The organism is Amycolatopsis roodepoortensis, from assembly GCF_024628825.1.
Lineage (GTDB): Bacteria > Actinomycetota > Actinomycetes > Mycobacteriales > Pseudonocardiaceae > Amycolatopsis > Amycolatopsis roodepoortensis.
The window spans coordinates 322834-344561 of the sequence record NZ_CP102415.1 but is presented as its reverse complement, the minus strand read 5'-3'; the positions used below and the strand labels follow the sequence as shown (position 1 = coordinate 344561).

The 21728-nt window shown below is 68.4% G+C and carries 26 protein-coding genes; all 26 read left to right on the top strand.

Going from position 1 to position 21728, the window contains the following annotated elements; translation table 11 throughout:
• Positions 1-30: 30 nt before the first annotated feature.
• The 26 genes from NQK81_RS01625 (at position 31) to NQK81_RS01500 (ending at position 21369) form a co-directional block, all read left to right on the top strand.
• A complete protein-coding gene (locus NQK81_RS01625) occupies positions 31-528 on the top strand; it encodes a hypothetical protein (protein WP_257486713.1) in 498 nt (165 codons plus the stop codon).
• Between the two features lie 45 nt (positions 529-573).
• A complete protein-coding gene (locus NQK81_RS01620; RefSeq protein ID WP_257486712.1) occupies positions 574-1266 on the top strand; it encodes a hypothetical protein in 693 nt (230 codons plus the stop codon).
• Positions 1267-1495: 229 nt separating this feature from the next.
• Complete coding sequence (locus NQK81_RS01615) at positions 1496-2125, top strand: hypothetical protein (protein ID WP_257486711.1); 630 nt, start codon at positions 1496-1498, stop codon at positions 2123-2125.
• A gap of 71 nt (positions 2126-2196) precedes the next feature.
• Positions 2197-2445: a hypothetical protein gene (locus NQK81_RS01610; protein ID WP_257486710.1), complete on the top strand. Its 249-nt coding sequence runs from the start codon at positions 2197-2199 to the stop codon at positions 2443-2445.
• On the top strand, positions 2435-3133 hold the full coding sequence (locus NQK81_RS01605; protein WP_257486709.1) for a hypothetical protein: 699 nt from the start codon (positions 2435-2437) through the stop codon (positions 3131-3133). Before NQK81_RS01610 ends, NQK81_RS01605 begins: the two co-directional genes overlap by 11 nt.
• A gap of 49 nt (positions 3134-3182) precedes the next feature.
• The gene (locus NQK81_RS01600) at positions 3183-3776 is read left to right on the top strand and encodes a hypothetical protein (protein WP_257486708.1); all 594 of its coding nucleotides are present in this window, start codon (positions 3183-3185) and stop codon (positions 3774-3776) included.
• Positions 3776-4009, top strand: coding sequence for a hypothetical protein (locus tag NQK81_RS01595; protein ID WP_257486707.1), 234 nt, complete (start codon positions 3776-3778; stop codon positions 4007-4009). Before NQK81_RS01600 ends, NQK81_RS01595 begins: the two co-directional genes overlap by 1 nt.
• A complete protein-coding gene (locus NQK81_RS01590) occupies positions 4002-4874 on the top strand; it encodes a hypothetical protein (protein ID WP_257486706.1) in 873 nt (290 codons plus the stop codon). Before NQK81_RS01595 ends, NQK81_RS01590 begins: the two co-directional genes overlap by 8 nt.
• 284 nt (positions 4875-5158) lie before the next feature.
• A complete protein-coding gene (locus NQK81_RS01585) occupies positions 5159-5956 on the top strand; it encodes a Crp/Fnr family transcriptional regulator (RefSeq protein WP_306856024.1) in 798 nt (265 codons plus the stop codon).
• A 19-nt stretch (positions 5957-5975) separates the two neighbouring features.
• A complete protein-coding gene (locus NQK81_RS01580) occupies positions 5976-6482 on the top strand; it encodes a deazapurine DNA modification protein DpdA family protein (RefSeq protein WP_257486705.1) in 507 nt (168 codons plus the stop codon).
• Between the two features lie 103 nt (positions 6483-6585).
• Positions 6586-7476, top strand: a complete 891-nt coding sequence (locus NQK81_RS01575; RefSeq protein WP_257486704.1) for a hypothetical protein — start codon at positions 6586-6588, stop codon at positions 7474-7476.
• Between the two features lie 357 nt (positions 7477-7833).
• Positions 7834-9696, top strand: a complete 1863-nt coding sequence (locus NQK81_RS01570; RefSeq protein WP_257486703.1) for a ParB/RepB/Spo0J family partition protein — start codon at positions 7834-7836, stop codon at positions 9694-9696.
• Positions 9697-9939: 243 nt separating this feature from the next.
• Entirely contained in the window at positions 9940-11268 is a 1329-nt protein-coding gene (locus NQK81_RS01565) for an HNH endonuclease signature motif containing protein (protein WP_257486702.1), read from the top strand.
• A 61-nt stretch (positions 11269-11329) separates the two neighbouring features.
• The gene (locus NQK81_RS01560; RefSeq protein ID WP_257486701.1) at positions 11330-11656 is read left to right on the top strand and encodes a hypothetical protein; all 327 of its coding nucleotides are present in this window, start codon (positions 11330-11332) and stop codon (positions 11654-11656) included.
• Between the two features lie 13 nt (positions 11657-11669).
• Positions 11670-12290, top strand: coding sequence for a DUF5983 family protein (locus NQK81_RS01555; RefSeq protein ID WP_257486700.1), 621 nt, complete (start codon positions 11670-11672; stop codon positions 12288-12290).
• Between the two features lie 229 nt (positions 12291-12519).
• Positions 12520-12912 (top strand): hypothetical protein, encoded by a 393-nt coding sequence (locus NQK81_RS01550; protein ID WP_257486699.1) that lies wholly within the window; start codon positions 12520-12522, stop codon positions 12910-12912.
• Positions 12913-13012: 100 nt separating this feature from the next.
• Positions 13013-13333, top strand: a complete 321-nt coding sequence (locus NQK81_RS01545; RefSeq protein WP_257486698.1) for a hypothetical protein — start codon at positions 13013-13015, stop codon at positions 13331-13333.
• Between the two features lie 69 nt (positions 13334-13402).
• Complete coding sequence (locus NQK81_RS01540; RefSeq protein ID WP_257486697.1) at positions 13403-14077, top strand: hypothetical protein; 675 nt, start codon at positions 13403-13405, stop codon at positions 14075-14077.
• Between the two features lie 6 nt (positions 14078-14083).
• Positions 14084-14266, top strand: coding sequence for a hypothetical protein (locus NQK81_RS01535; RefSeq protein ID WP_257486696.1), 183 nt, complete (start codon positions 14084-14086; stop codon positions 14264-14266).
• A 126-nt stretch (positions 14267-14392) separates the two neighbouring features.
• Complete coding sequence (locus NQK81_RS01530; RefSeq protein ID WP_257486695.1) at positions 14393-14941, top strand: hypothetical protein; 549 nt, start codon at positions 14393-14395, stop codon at positions 14939-14941.
• A gap of 120 nt (positions 14942-15061) precedes the next feature.
• A complete protein-coding gene (locus tag NQK81_RS01525; RefSeq protein WP_257486694.1) occupies positions 15062-16534 on the top strand; it encodes an ATP-binding protein in 1473 nt (490 codons plus the stop codon).
• 322 nt (positions 16535-16856) lie between these two features.
• Positions 16857-17441 (top strand): hypothetical protein, encoded by a 585-nt coding sequence (locus tag NQK81_RS01520; protein ID WP_257486693.1) that lies wholly within the window; start codon positions 16857-16859, stop codon positions 17439-17441.
• Positions 17438-17677 carry a hypothetical protein gene (locus NQK81_RS01515; protein ID WP_257486692.1) on the top strand — a complete coding sequence of 80 codons (240 nt, stop codon included), beginning with the start codon at positions 17438-17440 and terminating at the stop codon, positions 17675-17677. The genes NQK81_RS01520 and NQK81_RS01515 overlap by 4 nt, the downstream gene beginning before the upstream one ends.
• Before the next feature lie 412 nt (positions 17678-18089).
• Positions 18090-18512 carry a hypothetical protein gene (locus tag NQK81_RS01510; protein ID WP_257486691.1) on the top strand — a complete coding sequence of 141 codons (423 nt, stop codon included), beginning with the start codon at positions 18090-18092 and terminating at the stop codon, positions 18510-18512.
• Between the two features lie 127 nt (positions 18513-18639).
• Positions 18640-20550 (top strand): hypothetical protein, encoded by a 1911-nt coding sequence (locus tag NQK81_RS01505; RefSeq protein WP_257486690.1) that lies wholly within the window; start codon positions 18640-18642, stop codon positions 20548-20550.
• A 42-nt stretch (positions 20551-20592) separates the two neighbouring features.
• Entirely contained in the window at positions 20593-21369 is a 777-nt protein-coding gene (locus NQK81_RS01500; protein ID WP_257486689.1) for a hypothetical protein, read from the top strand.
• Positions 21370-21728: the final 359 nt, after the last annotated feature.

The following is a 21728-nucleotide window of genomic DNA, read 5'->3' as shown; positions in this document are numbered from 1 at the left end:
GCCCGGTTCATCGCCGAGCCCGACGCCGGAGTGCTCGCGCTCGCGATGGAGTTCGTCTCCACAGCGCTCAACCCCACGCAGGGCCTGATCAAGGGCCAGCGGCTGCTGTCGTTGCTGCAGGCCTCGCCCGGCGCCGGTGACGTCCTCGCCGCGTTCGAACAGCGGATCACCACAGTGCCGTGGGCGGTCTACGACGTGCGCCGCACGCTCTCGCCCCGCGTCGACGGCAAGAACAACTTCGCCCGCTCGGTCCGCATCCTCGACATAGGCACCCCGGACGAGACCCGTGCCCGGCTCGCCCAGCGTGCCCACTGCGCCGCCGTTCCGCTGACGGTCGGCGACCCCGCATTCCCCGACGACACCCAGCCCCGCGTGTGGCTCCGCCACCGCGACCGTCAGCGGCTCGACGGCGGCATGGCGACCGCCGAGCGATTCCTCACGATCGCTCCCGCCACCGCCCGAACCAAAACCGGGCCTGCGTTTCCCAACGCCTGGGCGGCGGCCTCGCAGCTCGAACTCACGGCCTGACACCACATTCTGACCATTCCCGCCCGCGCTGAAGGAGCTTTCGCTATGCCCGACACGACTTGTGGAACCTCGATCGTCCACGCCTGCCCGCCGCACCGGGTGCGTGCCGTGCTCGAGGCCCTGCACGGCTACGGCCTGTACTACGACGGTCCCGCGGACGTCGACACTGATTCCGATACGCAGGTCCGGAAAGCGCTGCACCTCGGCGAACCCTATACCGACGACGAGTTCTGCTGTGGCGACGCGGGCAGGCTCGCCGATTGGCTGATCACGTTCGCTCCCGAGGCAGCATTCACCATCTACGAGGATCCCGCTCGCGAATGGGTTGGTACCTACGTCACCTACGTGCCTGGGCTGGGTTCATTCACCGCTGACTGCGACAACCAGGGCGAGATGCTGTTCACTCAAGCGCAAGTGCTCAAGATGCTCAACGAGCCCGAAGACGTTCGCCAGCGTGCGTTCGGCCTGACTTGGAAAGCCGCGATCGACGCCATGCCCAGCCAGGTCGTCCACGAGCCGGAATCTCACGCCGCACACTGGAACCGCCCTCGAGGTGAAGTCACCATCGTGGGCGGCGATCAGGGAGCCGGGGACCTGACCTTCACCGCGCCCGGCGACAGCGACCAGGTCGACGCCGCGCTGACCAAGCACGGCTTTCAGCTAGCCGGCGATTGGGGCCGGCTCGACGACACCGCCCACATCTGGCGCACCGACGTCTACCGCATCCCCGAGAACTGATCAGGCTCCCACCCAGCTACCCCGTCGCTGCCCGGAATCCCATTCTGCCGGGCTGCGGCATGCCTTCACCGTGCGCGGGTTCCGATGCTGCTTCGGCTCGCCATCACCTGATCGAGCCCACGCGCGGACACCACAGCCGTCTCAAGCCGGGCGAACCGCCCACTCCCGGACTGCTCGACGCCAGAGCGGCGGTCCGGCACTCAATCCATCTAGACAAGGGAGTTCAGTCATGCCCGCACACACTTCTGACGACCCTGCCGACGCCGCCCAGTCACGGCTCAGCACACTGGCCAAGCAGCTTGGTGTGGACTCCGGAGCCCTCGACGAGGTCGTGCACGACGCCTTCAGCGCGGTGGCTCGCGACGCTAACAACGACGGTCTCGACAGCCAGATCGCGGCGCTGCTTCAGCACCTCGGCCCCGACGAGGTCGAACAGGAAGTCCGTGACGCCGCCTCGCCGCCCGCCACGGCCGCAGACCCGCACCCACCAGCCGACGGATCCGGCCTCGAGCTTCCTCAGATGGGTTCGGTGCACGTCAGCGGTCCACCCAACAATCCCCCGCAGATGGCCGCCGACCCCATGAACGCGGGCACTACGGCGCTCGACGTCGAGGTCACCACGACCGAGGCGGTTGTGAACTGGACACTCGACGCCGCGACCGCTGCCCACGTGCGCGACGCAATCCGCAGGGCAATGGCCGAGCTGGAAACCCAGGCACGCCAGCACGCCGAGAATCCCCGAACCTCCTACGGCGCCTGGTACGCCGCCGCTGCTTTCCGCCTGCACACCGTCGAGGACGCCACGCTGGCGGCGGAAGTCCTGCGTGCCGGGGGGCCCTTCTCCACCTACGACGACTGAGACACCCAGGGCGCCCCCGCATCCGCCTCCGAAATGCCCGCACCGCAACACAAGAAGACTCAGGACTCCTGATGTATGTGATCTCCCCTGCCGTCCGTGACGCCATCCACGCGGTGGTCGACTACACCCTGCTCGACGAGCAAGCCGACTACTGCAACCAAGACGCGTTAGGACAGGAAACCCACATCTACCGTCACCTGTCCACTCTGGACGAATGGCTCGGCCGGTGCGACACCGCAGTCACGATGCCCGTCGCCGTCACCACGCCGGCCCAGCCCGACAGCGGCGATAGTCCCACGGGCGCAACTGATGCGCCCTGATCCCACCGCCCGGGACCGCGCCGGGCCACGCGATCCCGCATCCGTCCTCGATCGCTTGTCTCGTAAAGGGCTCCTGCGGTCCTGGAAGTTCTCGCGCGGCAGATTCGACATCCTCGTCGGCCGCGGCACCATCGCGCTCGATCCACTGCGGTCCGCCGAGGTCGCACGGTTTGCCGAATCCCTGGAACGTGACCGGGTACGTCTCGAGGGACAGGGCTACCCGATGGGATACGCCACCACGCGATACTCCCTCGACGACGGCCGTCTGCTCGATCACCACAGCAGCGCCACCAACCGGGAGTATCGGGAATTCCCCTACACCGTCTTGGCTTCCGGAGGGCACCCGACGGGGTGCGCCGCCGTGAGCTTCCACGCGTGCACCCGGAAAGAAGCGCTCGCGCTCGCCGGTCTCGTCCGAGGCCGCTGCCGCTGCTGCGGGGCCCTGCGCCCGCTGATCCGACGCGAGCATCGCTGGGTTCCCGACCCGTGCATCGATTGCCCCGGGTGCGAAGCCGGACCGGACACCGACGTGGTCCTGCTGTGCCGCCGGTGCGGCGCACCGATCGGCCACAACCCCGACCGAGGCCGGCACACGAATGCCTGGCTGCACACCGGGACTGGGCTCACGCCATGCGACGAGCCGTCGAGCAGCCTTTGGCCCGCCCGGGCGCTCGCGTGCCTGGCCTGATCCGTCCCCGCCCAGCGCGCAGAGCCTGGGCCAGAGTGAAGGAGACCCCATGTCCACAACAGACACCCCGGAACCGGCCAGCAGAGCCGAATTCCCGTTCTCCGTCTCGATTACCCGCCCTGGTCGCCCGACCCTGTACCTCGGCTACCGGCACCAGCACGAGGCCAAACAAGCTGCCAGGGTTTTCACCGGCATGCTCAGGGCACGCACCCGGCCGATCGGCATGACGATCAACTCGGGCGCGACACCGCCCGACGTAGAGATCGTCCCTCCGCTGCCCACTACGCCCGGGGATCTTGCAGAACACTTCGATTCTTCTGGCGAACTCCCCGCGGCTTTCCCTCACCTGTACACGCGCCTTCTCGCGCAACTTGGCTACTCCCTCGCCACGAGTATCTGGTGTGCCGCGTGTGCCCTCTACGACAAGAGGTACAAGCCCGCCGGCGAGCTGGGCTCTTCCCCGATCGATCCGCACGACCGCCAGGCCGTCGTGTCCGAAGCGGCTGTGATGCTCGCCCATCCGGCGCAACCGGAGCGGACCACCGAAGCGCTCGCGTTCGTGACCGACCCGGCTATCCGCGACCTCTCGGGCGCGGTCGTCGCAGACAAGGTCCGCGCACTCCTCGACGGTGGTGAGGGCTGATGCTGACCATGGTGGTCTGCCTGCCTTGTGGCGGCGAGGGCTCAGGTGATGTGCCTGTCAAGGGCCTCACCTCAGGAAGCGGAGCATGCCGTGAGTGTCATGGATCGGGCGAGGTGACCCCCGAGCGACGAAAACGCCAAGAACTGAGCCAGACCGTGACCGTGGATGCCGACGCCATCCCGGCGGACCCCACGGGTCTGCGATTCGACCAGCAGGGAGCCAGCGTTGAGTGAAGACGCCGCCTGTGAACTCGACCTCAATAGTGAGCGGACGGTGGCGGCGCTGGCAGCGGCCGTCACGGCCGCATTGGAGCCCGGCTACACACTGATCTACATCGAACGCGATCATCGGCTGCCCGATCAGGTGGTCGCGGCAATAGTGAGCGGCGCGAACCCGTGGGAGACGCCCGACGGGGACCGATTGCTCGACGCGATGAGCAGCGACGCGCTGGACGCGGTGCACCGTGAGGTGGACGAGCTGGCCCGGAAGATCGTGGACGGCTGGGAAGCCGAGGACGACACCGACTACAGCGCGGTTCGGGACGACTGGGAGTTCTCCGACGAGCGCGAGACCGCCAGGGACATCGTGCGCGACCGCGACTCCTCGCCGTGGATGGAGGAACTGGTGCAGCGGCACGGGCCGGTGCTCCTGCGCGTGACAATTCCCGCGATGGACGAGGACGCGAATTTGAGCTTCGAGCCGCTGTCCGGGGAGCGGCTCTTGGATCTGCTGGGCTTCGAGCACACCACCGCGAACCTGACCCTCGCCGAGACCGTCATCGCGGAGGCGTCGCCAGAGTTCTCGGTGATCATGGGGTTCGCGATGGTCGCAGTGGACCTGGCCGACATCGAAGCGCTTCCCGCCGACGGCGAGGTCGAGTTGCGTAACCCGTATGTGTGGCTCGGTAGCGCGTTCACAGGCACCGGTTGGTGCAGTGAGGAACAGTTCACTGGCACCGTTGTGGTGGACCGCGCCGCCCTGCGCACTGACGGCGACGCGTTCGGCTGGTCGTGGAGCGACGTCGCAGGCGGCACGTCAGCGCGGGACTTCACCGGTCCGGCGCTGACCGCGCGACCGGCCACTCCGGTCGCCGCCTGACCTCGGCCGCCCGGCCGAAATCGACTCTCACTACACCCCAGTCCTGCAGTTCGTCCGACGTTGAGCGGCCATCGCGTCCGCATCCGGTACAGCAACGGCTAGCACGCCCGCACCGAACGATGTCATTGCCGCGTTGACGACGACGTCGCGCTCGTTGACCACGAACCCACGGCCGAATCCAGCCCTTGAACGAAAGTGGTGTACCCATCCACGATTAGCACTACCGCCTCCGACCCACCATGCCCCAATAACCAGGCAATCGCGACTCCTGGCCGGAGCGTGTCGTGGACCGGCAATGGAAGCAGGTCGGTGTCGGCGGTGTCCAGGCACCCGCTTCGCGGTCGGCTTCGCCGAGCCCGGACACCGCCGACACCGGCCTGCTCCCTCGCCCCGGTCCACGCACCGCGCCGACCAGGAGGCACAACATGTCCACCACCAGCCAGCTCCCCGCGAACGCCTCACTTCACACGTTCATCCTGGAGTGCGGTGACCCGTTCGAGTTCCCGCGAGATCACGTGATCTTTCACGAAGGCGAGCCCGGAGACCGGCTCTACGTCGTCAAGTCCGGCAAGGTCAAGATCGGCACCGGACGAGACGGCAAGGAAGCCCTGCTCAGGATCGTCGGCCCGGACGACATGTTCGGCGACCTTTCCCTGCTCGATCTTGGCCCACGTTCGGCCACCGCGACAACGCTCACCGAGACGCTGGCGACCGCCATCGACCGGACCATGCTCAAGAGGATCATCAGGTCGGACTCGTACCTCGTCGAGGAACTGCTGCGCATTCAGGCGCGACGCGTGCGCCGTGCCAGCGCGGCAGTGCAGAATCTGGCCTACAACGACGTCCCCGCGCGACTCGCCCGGGCTCTGCTTCAGTCCGTACAGCGCTTCGGGTCCGCGGAAGGCAGCGGATACCGGGTCGTGCACGACCTGACCCAGATCGAACTGGCGCAGCTCGTGGGAGCCGCCCGCGAAACGGTCAACAAGACCCTCGCCGACTTCGTCCGCCGCGGCTGGATCCGGGTGGAGGGCAAGTCCGTGCTCATCACCGATCCCGAGCGGCTGGCGCGCCGGGCCCGCTGACCCACCGCCCGGTGATCCGATGCCTGTTTACGCTCCGGCCCCGCGGGCGCGATGGCCGCCGATGCACGACCTCACCATCACCCCCTGGACGCAATCCCTGCGCCGTCGCGACCCGGCCCGGCGGCTCATGGTTTTCATCGGTACCCACCGGCCGTGGTGGCTGGCCCACAGCCCCGTCCCGCTGTGCGTGTCCGCGCACACCCTCGCCACCTACGTCCCCGGCGGCCGCGGCCTGCCGATCGCCGGCGTTCCCAACGCCATCGACAGCGGCGCGTTCACCGAGATCCGAGACCACGGCGAGTGGCGGTGGAACGAGGACACCTACGGCGGCATGGTGTACCGCTTCATGTCCGACTGCGGATACCCGACTTTCGTTGCCCCGCTTGACTATCCGTGCGAATCCCAAGTGCTCCTCCGGTCCGGAGGGTCAGTTTTCGAGCACCAGGAATGGACCCTGCATCTGACAGAGACCAGCCCCACGACGGCACCGGCGTCAACGCCAGGTGAACCCCTGCCAGGCCAGTAGCCGCCTCGCTCGACCACGCCCTTTTCCTTCCGTGTCAGCGCATCCCCACGCGCACACGGCGCAAATCCCCCTGCCCTAGCACGACCGCCAAGGAGACCCCGCCATGACTGATTGGAGTTCCGGATCGGCCACGATCCACGCCTGCCCGCCCTACCGCGTCCGGACAGTCCTGAGAACGTTGCAGGACTACGGCCTCATCGACACCGACATCGCCAGCTCCAGGACTCTGCACCTCGGCCGGCGGCACGACTCCGACGAGATCGCGCGCGACAGCATCACCGATCTCGCCCACTCGCTGATCCAGAAAGCCCCCGAGGTCGCCTTCACCGTCTACGAGGAACCCGACCGGCACGAGAACGGGACTATCTGTCTTCACGTCCCGGAACTCGGGCTGTACACCGCCGCTTGCGACATCTTCGGCAACCCGACCTTCACCTGCGCCGACGTGGTGGACATGTTGAGTGTGCCGCTCGGCCAGCGGCAGCACCGGCTCGGTCTCCCCTGGCGGAGGGCGATCGACGCCCTGCCCACCGGGCCCGTCGACCAGCAGGACACCTTCGCCGTCGAGTGGAACCGTTCCCGTAGCGAGATCATCGTCGTCGAGGGCCTCGAGTGTGGCGGCGACCTGATCCTCGCCAGGCCCGCCAGCACGACAATGGCCGTCGAGGCGATCCTGGCCACGCACGGCCACCGCATCGTCGAGAACAGCTGGACCCCAGCCGACGACACCGGGAACCGAATGCGGGCCGAGTCCTACCGCTACCCGCGCCCCACGGGTTTCGATGCGCAGATCGCCTGGTGGATCGACGACAGCAGCGATCCCCGCGAAGCCGCCACCAGGCTGCTGAACCTGATCAAGGACTCCCCCAGCGTGCCGGTCATCCTGACCGACCAGCACGGCCGGAAGTTCCGCGTGAACCTCGCAGCTCAGCCCGGCGACGACGTCGACCTGCTTCCCACGGCCTGTCCGGATCCGAACGCGGCACCGCTCTAGTCGTCCCCGACGACAACACCTGAGCGCGCCCCAGCCGGACGGGCGCCCGCCAGCCCTTTTCGTCTCTCCCGAAGCCACCCGCAGCTTGCCGGCACAGCCTTGCGTGCCTATGAGCTGCCTGGCTGGGCCCGCCGCGCTCGGTGGGCCCAGCGCACTGTGCCGCACCGAAACCGGGGGTGTCCAGCAAAAAGACGCTGGACACCCCCGGCCCCGGCACGGTCACACCACGGAGCGCACCACCAAGCGGTCCGGCGGCCCCCATGGTCCGTCGCCAATCCGTTCTTTTCGTCTGCTCCACACATTCCGCCATTCGCGTCAGGGCAGAGCCATGCCCGCGCACCCCCAGGAGGCTGCACAGTGACCACGAACCTCGCCGAACGCGACACCGCCGTCGACGACGTCGCGACCCCGGCCACGACCGTCGACGAGGCCACCACTACGGCGGCCGAGCAGCGCCAGTATCCCTACATCGAGTACAAGATCGACCCGCGCGACCTGCGCGCCGACGGCAACAGCCGTGTCGTGGGCGACATCCGGCAGAAGAAGCCGGAACTCGTCGCCTCGGTAGCCAAGCGCGGCCTCGATCCCATGGTCTCGATCGTCAACGTTGCCCCCGGGCCCGATGGCGTCCTCGAGGTCCAGGTCGGCTTCCACCGCACGGCCGCCGCCGTCGCGGTCAAGGAGGTCGAGAACCCCGACCTCACCATCCCGGTCATGGTGCACGCCCCCGGCACTACCCGCGAGACCCTGATCGCCCAGATCATCGAGAACCTTCACCGCGAGGACTACACCCAGGCCGAAGAAGCCAAGGTCTACGAGCAGCTGGCGCTCACCGGCCTCGACGACGACGCCATCGCCGACGAGCTCAGCAAACCGGTCGAACGGATCAAGGCCGGCCGCGTCGTCGCGGCCAGCCCGCGCACCATCCAGGCGGCGAACGAGCTTCTCCCCGAGACCGACCTGCTTGTACTGGCCCAACTCAAGGAGTTCGAAGACAACGATGAGGACTACCTGACCGTGGTCCGTTGCCTCCGCGAGAACCCGGGCAACTTCGAGTGGAAACTCGGCCAGGTCCGTGAGGACCGTCGGCAGCGCGCCCTGCGGGCCGAGGAGGAGCAGCGGCTCATCGACCTGGGCTACGCCATCGTGGAGAAGAGCTGGGACCGGCCCGCAGGCTCCGCTCTGCTGGAAGACCTGTGCACTGGCGAGGACCAGACCCCGCTCGACCCAGCCGACCACACTGACTGCCCCGGCCGCGGCGCCGCGGTCAGGCTCCTCTACGGACGTGAGCTCGACATCACCGAGCTGTGCATGGACTACGCAAAATACGGCCACCACACCCGGGCCTCGGTTCAGATCGCGGCCGCGGAGACGCAGCTGCGCGCCGACGGCATCACCATCGCCGACCCCGACGCCGAGGGTGTGGCGAAACTGTGGAACCTGTTCGCCGACGGACAGGCCGAGAAGAGCCTCACACCTGAGGAGCACGCCGGCTGCCCCGGCCACGCCGCCTACGCCGAAGACGACCTCGATCAGCCCGCAGCGGACATCGTGTACGTCTGCACGGATCCGGACGCTCACGGGCACGTCCGCCGCGGCGGAGCCCAAGTGGAGCCGGACCGCGCCTACAAGGCCGCGGAGGTCAAGCGCGCGGGCAAGAACAACGAGGCCTGGCGCAAAGCCAAGGAGGAGCGGCGGGCGTGGCTGGTGAAGTTCTTCACCGGCTGGAGCAAACGCAAAGCCGCCGACCTGCCGAAGCGGGTGCATCACTGGCTGGCGCTGGCCGAGGTGCTCGCCTCGGACTTCCTCTCCGACGCCGCGCCGAAGCACAGCTACGCGTGCCAGCTGCTCAAGATCGCCGAGCCCAAGGGAAATAGCCGTGCGGCGAATCCGCTCGTCACGAAGCTGCGGCAGAAGAACTGCACCGAGACCCAGGCCGTGCTCATCCGGCTCGCCCAGGTCATCGGCGCGTGCGAAGAGCACTGGAACCGCGCCTACACCGAGAACGCCGACGCCAGCTGGCGTTCGCCCAGTGAGGACACGAAGTTCTACTTCGAGCTCCTGGAGGCATTGGAGTTTCCGCTCTCCCCGGTCGAGAGGCTGGTGAACAACCCGGAACTCGACCACGCGGAATGGCCCCACCTCGCCCCCGCCGCCGAGACCGCCGACGGCGCGACCGGCGCGCAGAACGACGACGCGTCCGAGGCCGAGGCGGCGTAGCCACCGCCGCTCCCCTTGCTGGTCATGCCCGCGCCGACTTCCCCCGGCGCGGGCATGACCTCCCACCCCCGCACGTCACCGCCACGAAAGGAGCGGATCGTGCCCGACGAGACTGAACAGCCGCTCCACAGCCAGGGCGAACGGTGGCGCGTTGCCCCGTCCGTGCCGGTGCTGGAGGTTTCCGACCTCGGGCGCGTGCGTTCAGCCGCCACAGCCCGGATCCTTGTCCCTCGAGTAGTGCGCGTGAAGCGAACTCGGCCCAGGCTTCAGGTGCAGTACCGGCTGGACTCCAGCCAGCGTTCCGCACGCGTCGCCCGGCTGGTGTGCGAGGCGTTCCACGGCGACCCACCGCAAGGACACGTCGCGATGTTCCTCGACGGCGACAGCTTCAACTGCCGGGCCGACAACCTGCGCTGGGCCACCAGGGCCGAGGTCGCCCAGGCCACCGTCGCACGCGGACGGCACCGCAGCGGCCAGCACGTCCTCGCCGAACGTCGACGCCGGCACCTCCGCGACCACGGCTCCGCGCCCGAACCCGCCGAGCGCCACACCTCCCCCAGAGTCCGCCCGGCGGCGGCAGAGACTCCGCACCGTCGACCCGTCCGCGGCGCGACCCCGCCCGCTGACACCCGTGTACCGACGCCCGGCGACTCCAACGCCGATGCCGCGCGGCGGCCACCGCACACCGGATCCCTGACGCACCACAAGGATAGGAGGCAGCACGTGACCACATTGGACACACTGCACGCCCTGCTCAACGCCCCTCGCTCCGATCCTCCGTCGACCTGGACCGACGTCAAAGTGCTGATGACGCGGCTGAAGGCCGAACGGCGCGACGGCACCCTGCTCCGCCAGCTCCAGCAGGAGCGCGACAGCGTCACCGAGCAGCGTCTGCTGAAAGCCATCCGTGAGACCGTGTCCGTTACCGGCAACATCGGAGCCGACTATGTCCTGTTCACCACCCGCACGGACGAGGACGGGTCCTACCTGGCCGCCTACGGCGAGGTCGCCTGCAACGTCGCCACGGGCACCGGCTACACCGCCGAGGTTCCGTTCGGGGACCACGTGCACAACCTGCTGGCCGAGCGCTACCGGCGCGTCGCCCCGGACAGCGTGCTGGGAGTGCACCTCGCCACAGGCACGTTCGTGCTCGAGCACCGCATCGACGTCGTCCGCGACACGATGGTGCAGATCATCCTTAGCCACGCGGGATCCGCCGAGGATCCCAAAACGCCCGAGGCCGGCGGGGAGGACCTGGCACCCGGACAGGGCGTGGAACCCCTGACCGGCCTGGCCGTTCTCGACACGATGCTGGCGGCAGATCCGCGGATCTTCGTCGTCCTCGCCTCGTTCCTCGCGCAGCGGCTGAGCCTGCACGACGACGATCATGTCGAGAACCTCATCCCCCTGATCCTGGACCGGATGGGTGCCGGGTCCTACGTAGTCGCCGCGGCCAGGCTGCTGGAAAAGCTGGACGCGATCGAAATCCGCGGTCTCGGCGACCGGGATCCCCTCGTGCAAAGCCTTCGAGCCGCCGTGCGCCCCAACCACGAGCGGACCGAGGAGTCATGACGTCCGGTTCCTATCTCGACGATCCGGGTCTCGCTGGACTCTCGATCCCGCCAGCCTCGGTATGGACGCCGAGACGGTGCTCGAGGACCTGCTGTCGCAGCATCAAGCCCTTCTCCGGGATGCGCTGATCGTCGACGGCGCGCAACGGCTCTACGCCCGCGGCGCCGGTACAGCCGCCGAATGTCTGCACACGTCGATGATCTGGTTCTACGGCCGACCACGCGCCGTGCCACCCGGCGAGGCATCCCCACCCTTCCACGGTGGACACAGGTGCAACGGCGCTTTCCGTTTGAGGGGCCGCAACTCCCGTCTCAGCGGTCACTGCCAGAACCGACAGTGCTGCCCGGGCCGGGCCACGTCGACGCTCAATATCCACGTCCAGTGCTGAAAGGAACCATGTCGTGATCGCTTCACCTACTGCGCCCGCGGACCTGGTCCGCCAGAACCGGGAGATGCGGGCGGTCATCGAGGACGCCCTCGATGACCTGGACCACTACAGCACCTGCTGCTTCGACCTGTGCCCCGGCCCGGACAAGCCCTTCGTGCACATGGCCACCTGCCTCGTCTGCGCCGTCACGATCGGATTGCGCGGGGTGCTCGCGGGGGAGGTCGTCCTCGACACAGCCCGCGAACGGCTGGAGCGCCAGGATGACAGCTCGGAAGCGGGTGCGGCCGTCCCCCGCGACAGCGACCGCGACGACACGGCAGTCCGAGCCACCCCCGCCGATCTCGACACCGAAACATCCGGTCCGGCCTTCCCGATCACGCGAATCCTCGACGTCTCCACCGGACACCTTCGGTTCGAGACCAACGAACAGCTCGGCGACTACGAAGGCCTGTCGGCCGACCCCACCGCGCGCGGCTGGCTCGTGTCCGTGCCGCAGGAGCAATTGGAGCAGGCCGCCGCCGAGCACGATTGGCCGGACGAACTGCTCCTCCTTTTCCGGCATGCCATCAAACACGGCTGCACCTGCATCAAGTTCGAGGCAGACGGCGAACGGTGCAACGAATTCCCCTACTGAGAGTGGTAGCGACGGCCACACCCAGCATCAGGTCCGGCTCGACGAGGACACGAGGAACTACCGATCAACTCTCCCGTCTGGGGGTGCGTGGACGGGCCCATGGCAGCGGGAGCCTCACCGTGCTCCAAGGGCGCCTACGGCGTCGCTGCGCGAGGCTACGCCCCCTTTCCCCACGGTGAGGCTCCCGCGGCCCCATGCCCGTCCACGCACCCCCAGACGGGAGAAACCCTTGCCTGTGACATGCGGAAACCGGCGGCGCCACCCCGACGGGGGAACCGCCACACACGAGACCGTCGCCGCGGTCCGCGCCTGCTACCTCGCCCGCGAGATCTGGCCCTGTGGCTGGCAGACAGGCCTGGTGAACCCCGAAAACGGGGAACAGTACGTCGTCGAATGTGACGGCCTGACCTGGCACCTGCCCGATGACCGCGGCTACACCTGCGAACACGACCACACCCACATCTACGCCGAGGTCCGCCAGCGTGAAGGCTGGGACTACGCCGCCGACCCGGAGGAAGCCGGCCTGCTCGCCGGACGCGGCGTCGAGCCGGTCTCGATGCGCGGCGGCGGTATCGACATCGACCTTCCCGCCATGCGCTACGCGATGTCGCTGCCCGGCTGAGCCCCGCAGATCCCCGTTCCGTCCCGGCCGCCGGTCACCGCAGCAGCGATGACCGGCGGCCTCGCTCGTTCCGCCCCCCATTCCCGAAAGGTACGTCGCCATGCCCCGTCCGGACACACCCGGCGCTGCCGTCGCTATCGAACTGGCCGATGGCAGCCACCGAAACGTCCACGTCGTGATCGCCGACCGGGTCGTCGGCGTCGACGCAGACGACGACCTGCTCATCCCCCTCGGCGAGCCCGGTCGCCCGATCCTCCACGACGACGGCACGGAAAAGCTGATCCCGCTCACACCGTGCTGCAACGCCTCAGGCAAAGGCTCCGAATCCCGCACCGGCGTGGTGTGCCGCCGCTGCTACCGCGAGGTCGACGCCAAGTACGGCGGCTCCAGCAGCATCGCCGTCGCCCGCCAAATCCCGTGAGGACATCCGCACCCCCACCCGTGCCTGGTCTTCGGGAAAACCTCAATAGCGTAAGGAAAGGAAGCAGTTATGGACGGCGTCATGGCGATGGCGCTCGGGGACCCCGGCGCGCTCGATGGAGCCACCGCGCCGTGCTCGGTGTGTGGCAAGACCGTGTACCGGGACGTGCTCCAGCCGACCGACCTGCTCCACCGTGACCCCCTCGACTTCCCGCACACGGCGGAGCTCGACCACGTGATCCCGCCTATGGTGACCGTGACCATCGGACCCGACGGCTCCCGCGATGTCGTCTCCGTCGTCGCCGACGACGGAGTCCAGGTCGTGAAAATGCGCCTACCCCGGGCACGCCACGGCGCCATCGACGAATGGACAACGGACCCGGCAGGCACCGCGCGCAACGTGACACTGGGCGTCAATCTCGGCGACGTCGAGAGCCCGCACGACGCTGCGCGACAATTTCTGCAGGTCCTGCGCAACGCGCCCCGCACCGGCCTCGACCTGGATCTGATCGTCCCGACAACACAAGCCGCCCGCCAGCGACGACCAGGTACGAGCGGGCTCCGGCGGTTCGCCCGACTGCTGCTCGGCGCTGCCCGGCACCCGTATATCGCTCTGCGAGGGATGCTGGAGTTCCGCTGCGGCAGCGGGCTGACCTTCGACGACGCCGAGTCGCCACGCTCGGTCGCCTACGACTGCGGTCGGGAGCTGGCGCATCTGCTCACGCGACGCCACTTCGACGGGTGAGCGGACATGGCTTGCCAGAAGCGCTACTGGGTGACGCTGACCATCGGTCCTATCCACGCCCACGACGAGGACGACGCAGCCGAAACGGTCGTCAGCGATCTCAACGACGACGGCATCGAGGGCGGATCGGTGCAGGTGACGACAACGGCGCCACCTGACCCGCCCGATTCGATCACCGTGCACCTCTAAGCACGGATCACCGACATTACGCCCGCGGCAGCCCGGCGCCGACATCCCCGCGTGTCTCGCGAGCGAGGCACCAGGCTGCTTCTCCTCCCCATCGATCCCTTGCCACGCAACAACAACGAGGACGTCATGACCGCTCACGCATGCGCCACGAACCACGCGACAGACTCGCAGGCGCCGCTATACCGGCCCGCGAACGACGCCGAGACCAGACACCGGCTCGCCACCACGACCAAGCCCCTCGAGATCGCGCTGGTGGCCGCGGAGGCACTGGGCCGGATCGCCTGTGATCCGATTATCTGCTTGTCCAAGGACGGGCGGCGAGTGCTGCTGCGGGGGCCTCAGTTGCCGTCCACGTGGCCTGAACCGACGCCCGCGCAGGAAGCCGCGCACGCCGACGCTCTGCCAGTGGTGAGCCTGACCGCGAAGCAGTGCATCGACATCGCCACGGGTGCCGTGGTGGAGATGCGCACCGATCAGGATGAGCCTGCGCGGATCCGCCTGGCGACAGCGGTCGAGTTGATGGTCGCCAACCGACGGGCCCGCGGCGGTAAACCCGCCGACCAGCTGCCCACCCCGATGGACGCCGCGGCCGCGGCTGAACTGGTCGCCCCCGTGGCGATCACCGACGCAGAGCGGCGATTCCTGATGCAGAAATACCGACCGTGGTCTCTCTGAGTCGCCGCTCACACTGCCCGTCCTCGCCCGCACGGCTGCTTCCGCGCGACGGCGGCGAGGCCGAGCTGTCCTCGCCGCCGTCGCCCGGTGGCCTCCGCACTCTCCGAAGGGAGCCTCGTCATGTCCGCTGTCTCGATCGTGTCCGTGACCGGTGTGACCGGTCAGCCGCTCGCCCTCACCGCCACCGTCGTCGACGGCTCGGGTGTCGTCATCCTGGGCCACCAAGGACACCGGATCCATCCCGAGCTACGCGACCGGGTCTACGCCGCTGTGCGCAACTCCCGCACCCAGCCCGGCGACGACCGCCGTCGCGTCGAGGTGCGGATCGATCAGGAGTCCGCCGGCCCGGACGCCGCGGCCGTAGCCACCGCGGTGCTGGCCGCCCGCCTCGGCACGCCGCGTGCGCGGCTGCTCGGCACTGCGGTACTCGGCGAGCTTGGTCTCGACGGCAGTCTCCGGCCCGTTCGCGGCGTGCTCCGAGCGGCACAGACTGCCCGCGCGCGCGGTATCTACCGGATCATCGTGCCCGCCGCCACCCTCGACGAGGCCTCCGTCGTCGACGGGCTGGATGTGCTCGGTGCGCACACCCTCACCGAGATCGCCGACTGGCTGCGTGGCGATGACACCGTCCTGCACCGTCCCAGCGCACCGATCATGCCGGTGACCGCTCCCCAGCCTTGGCCCGTCATCCCGCTCACGCCGGACGTTCTGCGCGCGGTCACGGTCGCCGCCGCCGGCGGGCACCATCTTCTGTGCGAGACGCCGCACGACGCGGGCGGACTGCACCTCGTGTCCTGGCTGCACGCCCTGCTGCCCGATCTCACCCGCGACCAGCAACTCGAGGTCGCCGCGATCCAGTCCCTGCTCGGACCTCGCGAGGACGGCGCCATCCTGGTGTCCACACCACCGCTGACCGTCACCCACCACAGCGATCGGCTCGCGTCCTTGATCGGCGGACACCAACCGGGCCAGGTCAGCCGAGCGCATCTCGGAGTGCTCTTCGCCCCCGACGTGGACCAGTTCGCCACGTCCGCACAGGAATCCCTGCGCGCGGTGCTGCTCAATCGAGAGGCCCACCTCCGACAGCACGACGGAGACAGCCGCTACCCCGCCGGTCTCCAGCTGGTCGCCACCGCCGTCCGTACCTCCAGGTCCCAATGGCTCACCCCGCCGGCGTTGCGCGACACGATCGACATCCGCCTCGCCGCGACCCACCTGATCGACGTGCCAGTCCACGGCCCGCAGATCGCGTCGATCACCCGGCTCCTGGAACGGACCCGTGCCCAGGTCGCCGTCGCGCGAGACCGCGCGGCGTCCCGCTGGAGGGGCGAAGGGCTGGGGGCGGCGGTTCTCAATGCCCAGGTCCCACGCGAACACCTGCACACCACGAACAATCCCGATACGGCCGCTCGTATTCGCCGTGCCTGCGAGGCAGGCCGCTTGACTCTGCACGGGGGCGACATCGTGCTGCGGCTCGCGTGGACCCTCGCCGACCTCGACGGCGCCCCGGAACCGACCGCCGACCATCTCGACCAAGCCCTCACCCTGCGCAACACCAGCGCCGCCATTCCCCCGGACACGGAGGTGCGGTGACGCCCGCACAACGCATCAGGTTCATCCCGGCCTACCGAGAGTTGTTCATGCGCCGGGTCGGGCTCCTGGGGTAACCCGGCGAACCAGAGCCCGCAGCCGAGGAAGCGCACGACACCGGATCCCGGGCGGCGGGGAGCGGCACTCTGCGCCGGGTTCGGTGGTGGGGTCAAGCCAAAAGCGGGCTTGACCCCACCACCGAGCCCGGAACCAGGCGAGCGCACCCCGCCGCCCGGAGAACACGGTGCAGGCCAGACCAGGTCGCGGGAACGCCAACCCCCGAACTTGAGGACCCGTGATGACAACCACCGACCCGGTTCCCAGCGTGGCCGCCGAACTGGACACCAGCCGCCACTCACTCAGCAAACTGGGCGCCGCCGTCGACGCTCTATTCGGCGAGAGCGGCGGCCCTGCCACCCACCTTTTCGGGGCCATAGCTCAGGCTTTCGACCTCCTGAGGCTAGCCGAGGACGAGATCGTCCAGGCGCGCAGCCGCCACCCCCTGCACAACGACCTGCTCCATCACAGCTTTTCCTTGCTGGCACCGAATTTCGCGCTGGAACGCATGAGATTCGAAATCGTCTACCGGGCGCACTGCCGGGAACTCCTCGATCGCGTCGCCGCCGGCGAGGACACCCGTCCAGGCACCGCAGCCGAAGTCTGCTGTGCGATGTACAACACCAGCCTGCTGTCCCCGCTCACCTCCGCCGCCACCGGCTTGTACATCCGGATGTGGCAGCGGGCCGGTCTCCCCGAACTCGAGGAACTCACCGAGGCCGGTCGACACCACGAGGCGTTGGAGAAGTCGGTCATCGACGACCACGAGACCTTCGCCCGTCGCAAGCTCGCGATGCCCGATCGCCGCCTGGGAGCGATCTCTCCGACAACACCGACAGGGAGCAACAGGTGAGTGATCTTGTCATGCGCTGGTGGGCCGAGGTCGACGGTGACTCCGCGGTATACGACGAGCGCAGCGCTGACCGGGTGGACGTCTTCACCGAAGCCGGTGACCACGTGTGCACGCTCTACCGCGAGTCGTCCGGTCGCTGGGCCGACGTGCACCCGGACGACGTAGCCAATACAACTATCCTCTGGTCAGACGTCGCTGCCTACGTCTCGGACCCGGACGGAGCCGGCCTTGAATAGCCCAGCTCTCAGCAGGGCGGCGGACTACGACGCTGCCGGGATCGCAATGGTGATGGTGTTGCTCGGCTACGTCGCGGGCAGCTCGCCGCCTGGGAGAGATCACCTGCCGCGGACTGCATGACGCCGCCGAGGTCGCCTGCCGCTACGCCCCAGCCGCACAAACCGCCCCCCGAGACCTGAGTCACCGCCGCGATCCTCCTCTGAGAGAAACCGATGCGCTGCAGAAGGGACTGTCGACCTGCGCGAAAACCGACGGTCGATGTCCTTTCGGTCACATCGACGACCATTGTCCGGCACGCGGACCGGCAGCCTCTCGACCCAGCCTGGCCCGGTGAGGCTCGGCAACTCGATCACCGAACTTAGCCCCGCAATCTCTATCCAGTCCACAGCACGAGAAGGACAACAATCCACAATGGACACCAACTCCTGCGGGACCACCATTCCGCGCCGCACCGCGCCCGCTGTCCTCGCCATCGCGGCCGCGGCAATCCTCGTCGCCGGGTGCGGCGGATCGCGCCCGTGGCTGACCGACGACCTGCTCGTCGACAACGGCCGTTTCTACGTCACCTGCGAAGACCCGGCCGACGAGCGGCACGAAAAGGAGGTGTGGTTGAGCCCCGAGCAGGCGGCCGACCACACCGAGGGCCAGCCATGTCCGGACGGGCCGCTGCGCACCGACGAGTACTGGCAGGAACCCGATGCCGACCGCAAGCGGGTCACGATCACCCGGCCCGCCCGGCCCGCGACGCCGCCCGCTGGGCGCACCGCGCTCAGCACGGTCAAGCAGCCGCTCCCGACCACCAAGACCAGCACCACGGCGAGTAAGGCCAAGTAGAGCCCATCGCGTCCCACGCCCGATACCGCCAGTCGGAACAGGCAGCCACCCTCCGTCCACACAGGACACGCGACCCCGGCTGCACAACACCAGAGCCCTTTACCACGACAGAAGTGGAGTCTCCAGAATGGACACCACCAAGTTCGACCCTGTCACGGCCATGCCGGAACCTGGGCGCGCCGCCTACGTGGCCGACACCGTCACCGCCCAGCACCCCACCCTCGGGCGGGTGATCATCGTCCACGTCGCCGGACACGCACACTCCCAGTTCGACCAGGTCGCGCACCGCCACGCCACCGCCACGGCGCGGGCGATGAGGTGGCCCGGTGTCCGGCTGGCCGAGCACACCCTGCGCGAAGACAAGCGCCTCGCCACGTTCGTCTACGGCTACGTGCCCGAGGAAGCGCTGCTGCGTGTCCCGCCAGCCCTCTTTCCGTCCCCCGGCAGTGTCGAAGCGCCCGAGGGTGCGCTGTCGGAGGTCTACGACGGCGTCTACGCAGTCGAGATCCTTGACTTCGGCGAGCTGCCCTACGTGGCCCACTGTTGGGACTGTGGCGAGGTGTTCGGGCCAGAGCACAGGCGGATCACGGCCGTGAAGACCCTCGGGATCGACGCCGACGAGGACTACATGCACGAGAACTGCTGGAAGATCCGCAAGAACAACTGGGGACGCCCGCCGAGGCTCCCGGAGGGCCCGCTGGCCTGGCACACCAGCAAACCAGGCGCCATCACCACAGGCCCGGTGCCCACCACCGAGCACGGCGTCGTGATCCTGAGCGTGCAGGGAGAACCCGCGGTCCGGATCGACCTGCGCACCGGCACCATCGGCATTCGCCCCGGCACCGGCCCGCGCGAGGACGGCGACCCGAACACCGTCACCGGCTGGCACGAGATCACCGGCGCGTTCGACCCGCCCACCCCGGTCCTGCTCACCATGCCGGTGCCACTGCGCCTGGTTCCGAACGACACCGAGATCATCCACCCGTCCGGTCTCGGCACTGACCGCGACGGTGAGGGCGAGCCGGGGCATGGATTGCCGCGTCGCGCTGGCGGCTGGACACGGGCTGCCAGCGCCACCCACCCATTTCCGTCCCCCGATTCCCGAGGAGTCACGCCCGTGAGGTTCACCGTCTCCACGTTGTTCCACGAGCGCCCCAACGACCGCAGCATCACCATCCATGCCGACGAGGACGCCGCCCGCGGCGCCCTGTACGCGCGAATCGCGACGGACTGGGCCGACATCCACTGCCCGGACGGCGCCCGGTGCGCGATCGACTGCTGCACAGGCGCGCAGCGGCCTCTCTTCAGCTTGACCCGTGACGAGGTGATCGACGGCTACCGCGAACACCGCAGGCACACCGACCGCGTCATCTTCGACACCCACGAGATCGAGATCGATGTGGAAACGGCGCCCGGTCTCGGTGCCGTGTTCGGCACCGAGGAGACCGCGATCGCCGCGCTCGCCGGCCTCGACGATCCCACCCGCGACCGGATCACGATCGCCCTCGCCAGTGTCGCCGATGACAACAACCGGGCCCTGGTCCTGACCACACTCCGCGAGACCATCGGCGCGAATATCGAGATGTACGACCACCTCGACATCGAGAACGACCGCGCGATCGGCGTCCTGTTCTCCACCTACAACCCGAACGACGAGGGCTACCGCATCCACCGTGAAGCGGAAGTCCTATTCGACAACGGCACCATCGATCCGACCGACTTCGGAGACGAGACCGCCGACGCGCTACACGCCCTCTACGGCTTCCAGGACAAGCACTTCACCGTCGCGGTCGACCTGCGCACCAGCGAGTTCGACGGCGACAGCACGCCCGCCCGGACCATCTACGAACGCCTCAACGCCGCCGATCTCACGATGACACCCGCCGAGGCGCTGCGGAAGCTCCGGTGGCTGGCCGACGACGCCACCTCCGGGGCGGAAGACCCCGCCAAGCTCACCACCGAGTTCGCCAAAGCCTGGCTGGCACTCGACACCGCGATGTGCGCCGGGGTCCCCGCGCCCGAGCGATGGCACCAATAACACCCGTCAGGCCCCCGTGCCAGTGCTCGAAAGGACAGCACCGTGACGATCACCTTCAGGCCCGTGCCCCCCGGCACCCACTGGACCGTCCTGTTCGAACGCGAGACGACCACCCTGTATCACGTCAACGTCCCCCACAGCGACCTCGGCGTCGCACACGACCCCACCGACCTTGGCCCGCTCCGCAACGCCCTCGAAGCGCGGGCCCGCAAGAAACTTGCCGCCGGGGAGGCCACCGTACTCGGCACCGGTTCTTCCCTGGACCTCCTGGACTGGGAACCGCAACGTGACAACGGCATCGCCAACCGAGTCCCCGAGTACTACCAGGCACACTCCCCGGACAACCACGTACCCACCGGCAGTGGAGGCACTGTCGACCTGAGCACTGAGGAGACCACGAGCAACAGCATCGCCGCGCTCGACGAGCACGCCCGCGAACGACTCACCGCGGCCCTGACCGCGTTCAGCGATGGACGTCACCGCGCCAGCGTTCTGCACCACATCCGGAGAATCCTGGACGAGGACGCCCCCGGCCAGCCCGCGATCGGGGTTGTGTTCGTCACCGAGTACACCAACCAGGGTTACTACGTGCATCGCGTCGGTGAAGTCCTCTTTAGTGACGGCACCATCGAAGAGATCGACTTCGGCGACGACGTTCACGACGGGATGTACGCCCTCTACGGCGCCCGGGGAGAGAGCACCAGTATCGCGGTCGACCTGCGCACCGACACCTTCGACGAGTCCACGGCCGTCGACGGCGACAACGTCCAGGTTCGTTTCGACACCGAACCCGCCGGAGCGGGGAGGACGGGCACCTAACCCGCCACCCGGCCGACGGGGCGGTTCACAGTTCTCCGGCTTCCTCGTCGAGACCGTTCAGCGCGTCGCCGTCGGCGTCGGCCATTTAGCGCCAAGACACGGGACGTCAAAGGCACTTACCAGGGTTTCGACGGCTGCCTATTCGTGTGCGCCTACCCGGCCCGCGCGCCGGGCACAGCTGACCTTCCGGGAACGATCACGCAGATCCTGGGGAGGCCGCTGGACTTCGGCCTCCCCAGGATCTGCCAGGAGCGGGGTCTGGTGATGGGAAGCCCAGGCGGCGTCCACCGAGGCCGGTGGTCTGCGCGAAGCCGATCAGACCTCAGCCGGGGGTGCATCCGAGGTTCTGGCCCGAAAAG

What these genes read in the sequence shown, in the direction of transcription:
- NQK81_RS01620 (WP_257486712.1), top strand. Translation starts at nt 574, where the DNA reads ATGCCCGACACGACTTGTGGAACCTCGATCGTCCACGCCTGCCCGCCG.
- NQK81_RS01615 (WP_257486711.1), top strand. Translation starts at nt 1,496, where the DNA reads ATGCCCGCACACACTTCTGACGACCCTGCCGACGCCGCCCAGTCACGG.
- NQK81_RS01610 (WP_257486710.1), top strand. Translation starts at nt 2,197, where the DNA reads ATGTATGTGATCTCCCCTGCCGTCCGTGACGCCATCCACGCGGTGGTC.
- NQK81_RS01605 (WP_257486709.1), top strand. Translation starts at nt 2,435, where the DNA reads ATGCGCCCTGATCCCACCGCCCGGGACCGCGCCGGGCCACGCGATCCC.
- NQK81_RS01600 (WP_257486708.1), top strand. Translation starts at nt 3,183, where the DNA reads ATGTCCACAACAGACACCCCGGAACCGGCCAGCAGAGCCGAATTCCCG.
- NQK81_RS01595 (WP_257486707.1), top strand. Translation starts at nt 3,776, where the DNA reads ATGCTGACCATGGTGGTCTGCCTGCCTTGTGGCGGCGAGGGCTCAGGT.
- NQK81_RS01580 (WP_257486705.1), top strand. Translation starts at nt 5,976, where the DNA reads ATGCCTGTTTACGCTCCGGCCCCGCGGGCGCGATGGCCGCCGATGCAC.
- NQK81_RS01575 (WP_257486704.1), top strand. Translation starts at nt 6,586, where the DNA reads ATGACTGATTGGAGTTCCGGATCGGCCACGATCCACGCCTGCCCGCCC.
- NQK81_RS01560 (WP_257486701.1), top strand. Translation starts at nt 11,330, where the DNA reads ATGGACGCCGAGACGGTGCTCGAGGACCTGCTGTCGCAGCATCAAGCC.
- NQK81_RS01545 (WP_257486698.1), top strand. Translation starts at nt 13,013, where the DNA reads ATGCCCCGTCCGGACACACCCGGCGCTGCCGTCGCTATCGAACTGGCC.
- NQK81_RS01540 (WP_257486697.1), top strand. Translation starts at nt 13,403, where the DNA reads ATGGACGGCGTCATGGCGATGGCGCTCGGGGACCCCGGCGCGCTCGAT.
- NQK81_RS01535 (WP_257486696.1), top strand. Translation starts at nt 14,084, where the DNA reads ATGGCTTGCCAGAAGCGCTACTGGGTGACGCTGACCATCGGTCCTATC.
- NQK81_RS01530 (WP_257486695.1), top strand. Translation starts at nt 14,393, where the DNA reads ATGACCGCTCACGCATGCGCCACGAACCACGCGACAGACTCGCAGGCG.
- NQK81_RS01525 (WP_257486694.1), top strand. Translation starts at nt 15,062, where the DNA reads ATGTCCGCTGTCTCGATCGTGTCCGTGACCGGTGTGACCGGTCAGCCG.
- NQK81_RS01510 (WP_257486691.1), top strand. Translation starts at nt 18,090, where the DNA reads ATGGACACCAACTCCTGCGGGACCACCATTCCGCGCCGCACCGCGCCC.
- NQK81_RS01505 (WP_257486690.1), top strand. Translation starts at nt 18,640, where the DNA reads ATGGACACCACCAAGTTCGACCCTGTCACGGCCATGCCGGAACCTGGG.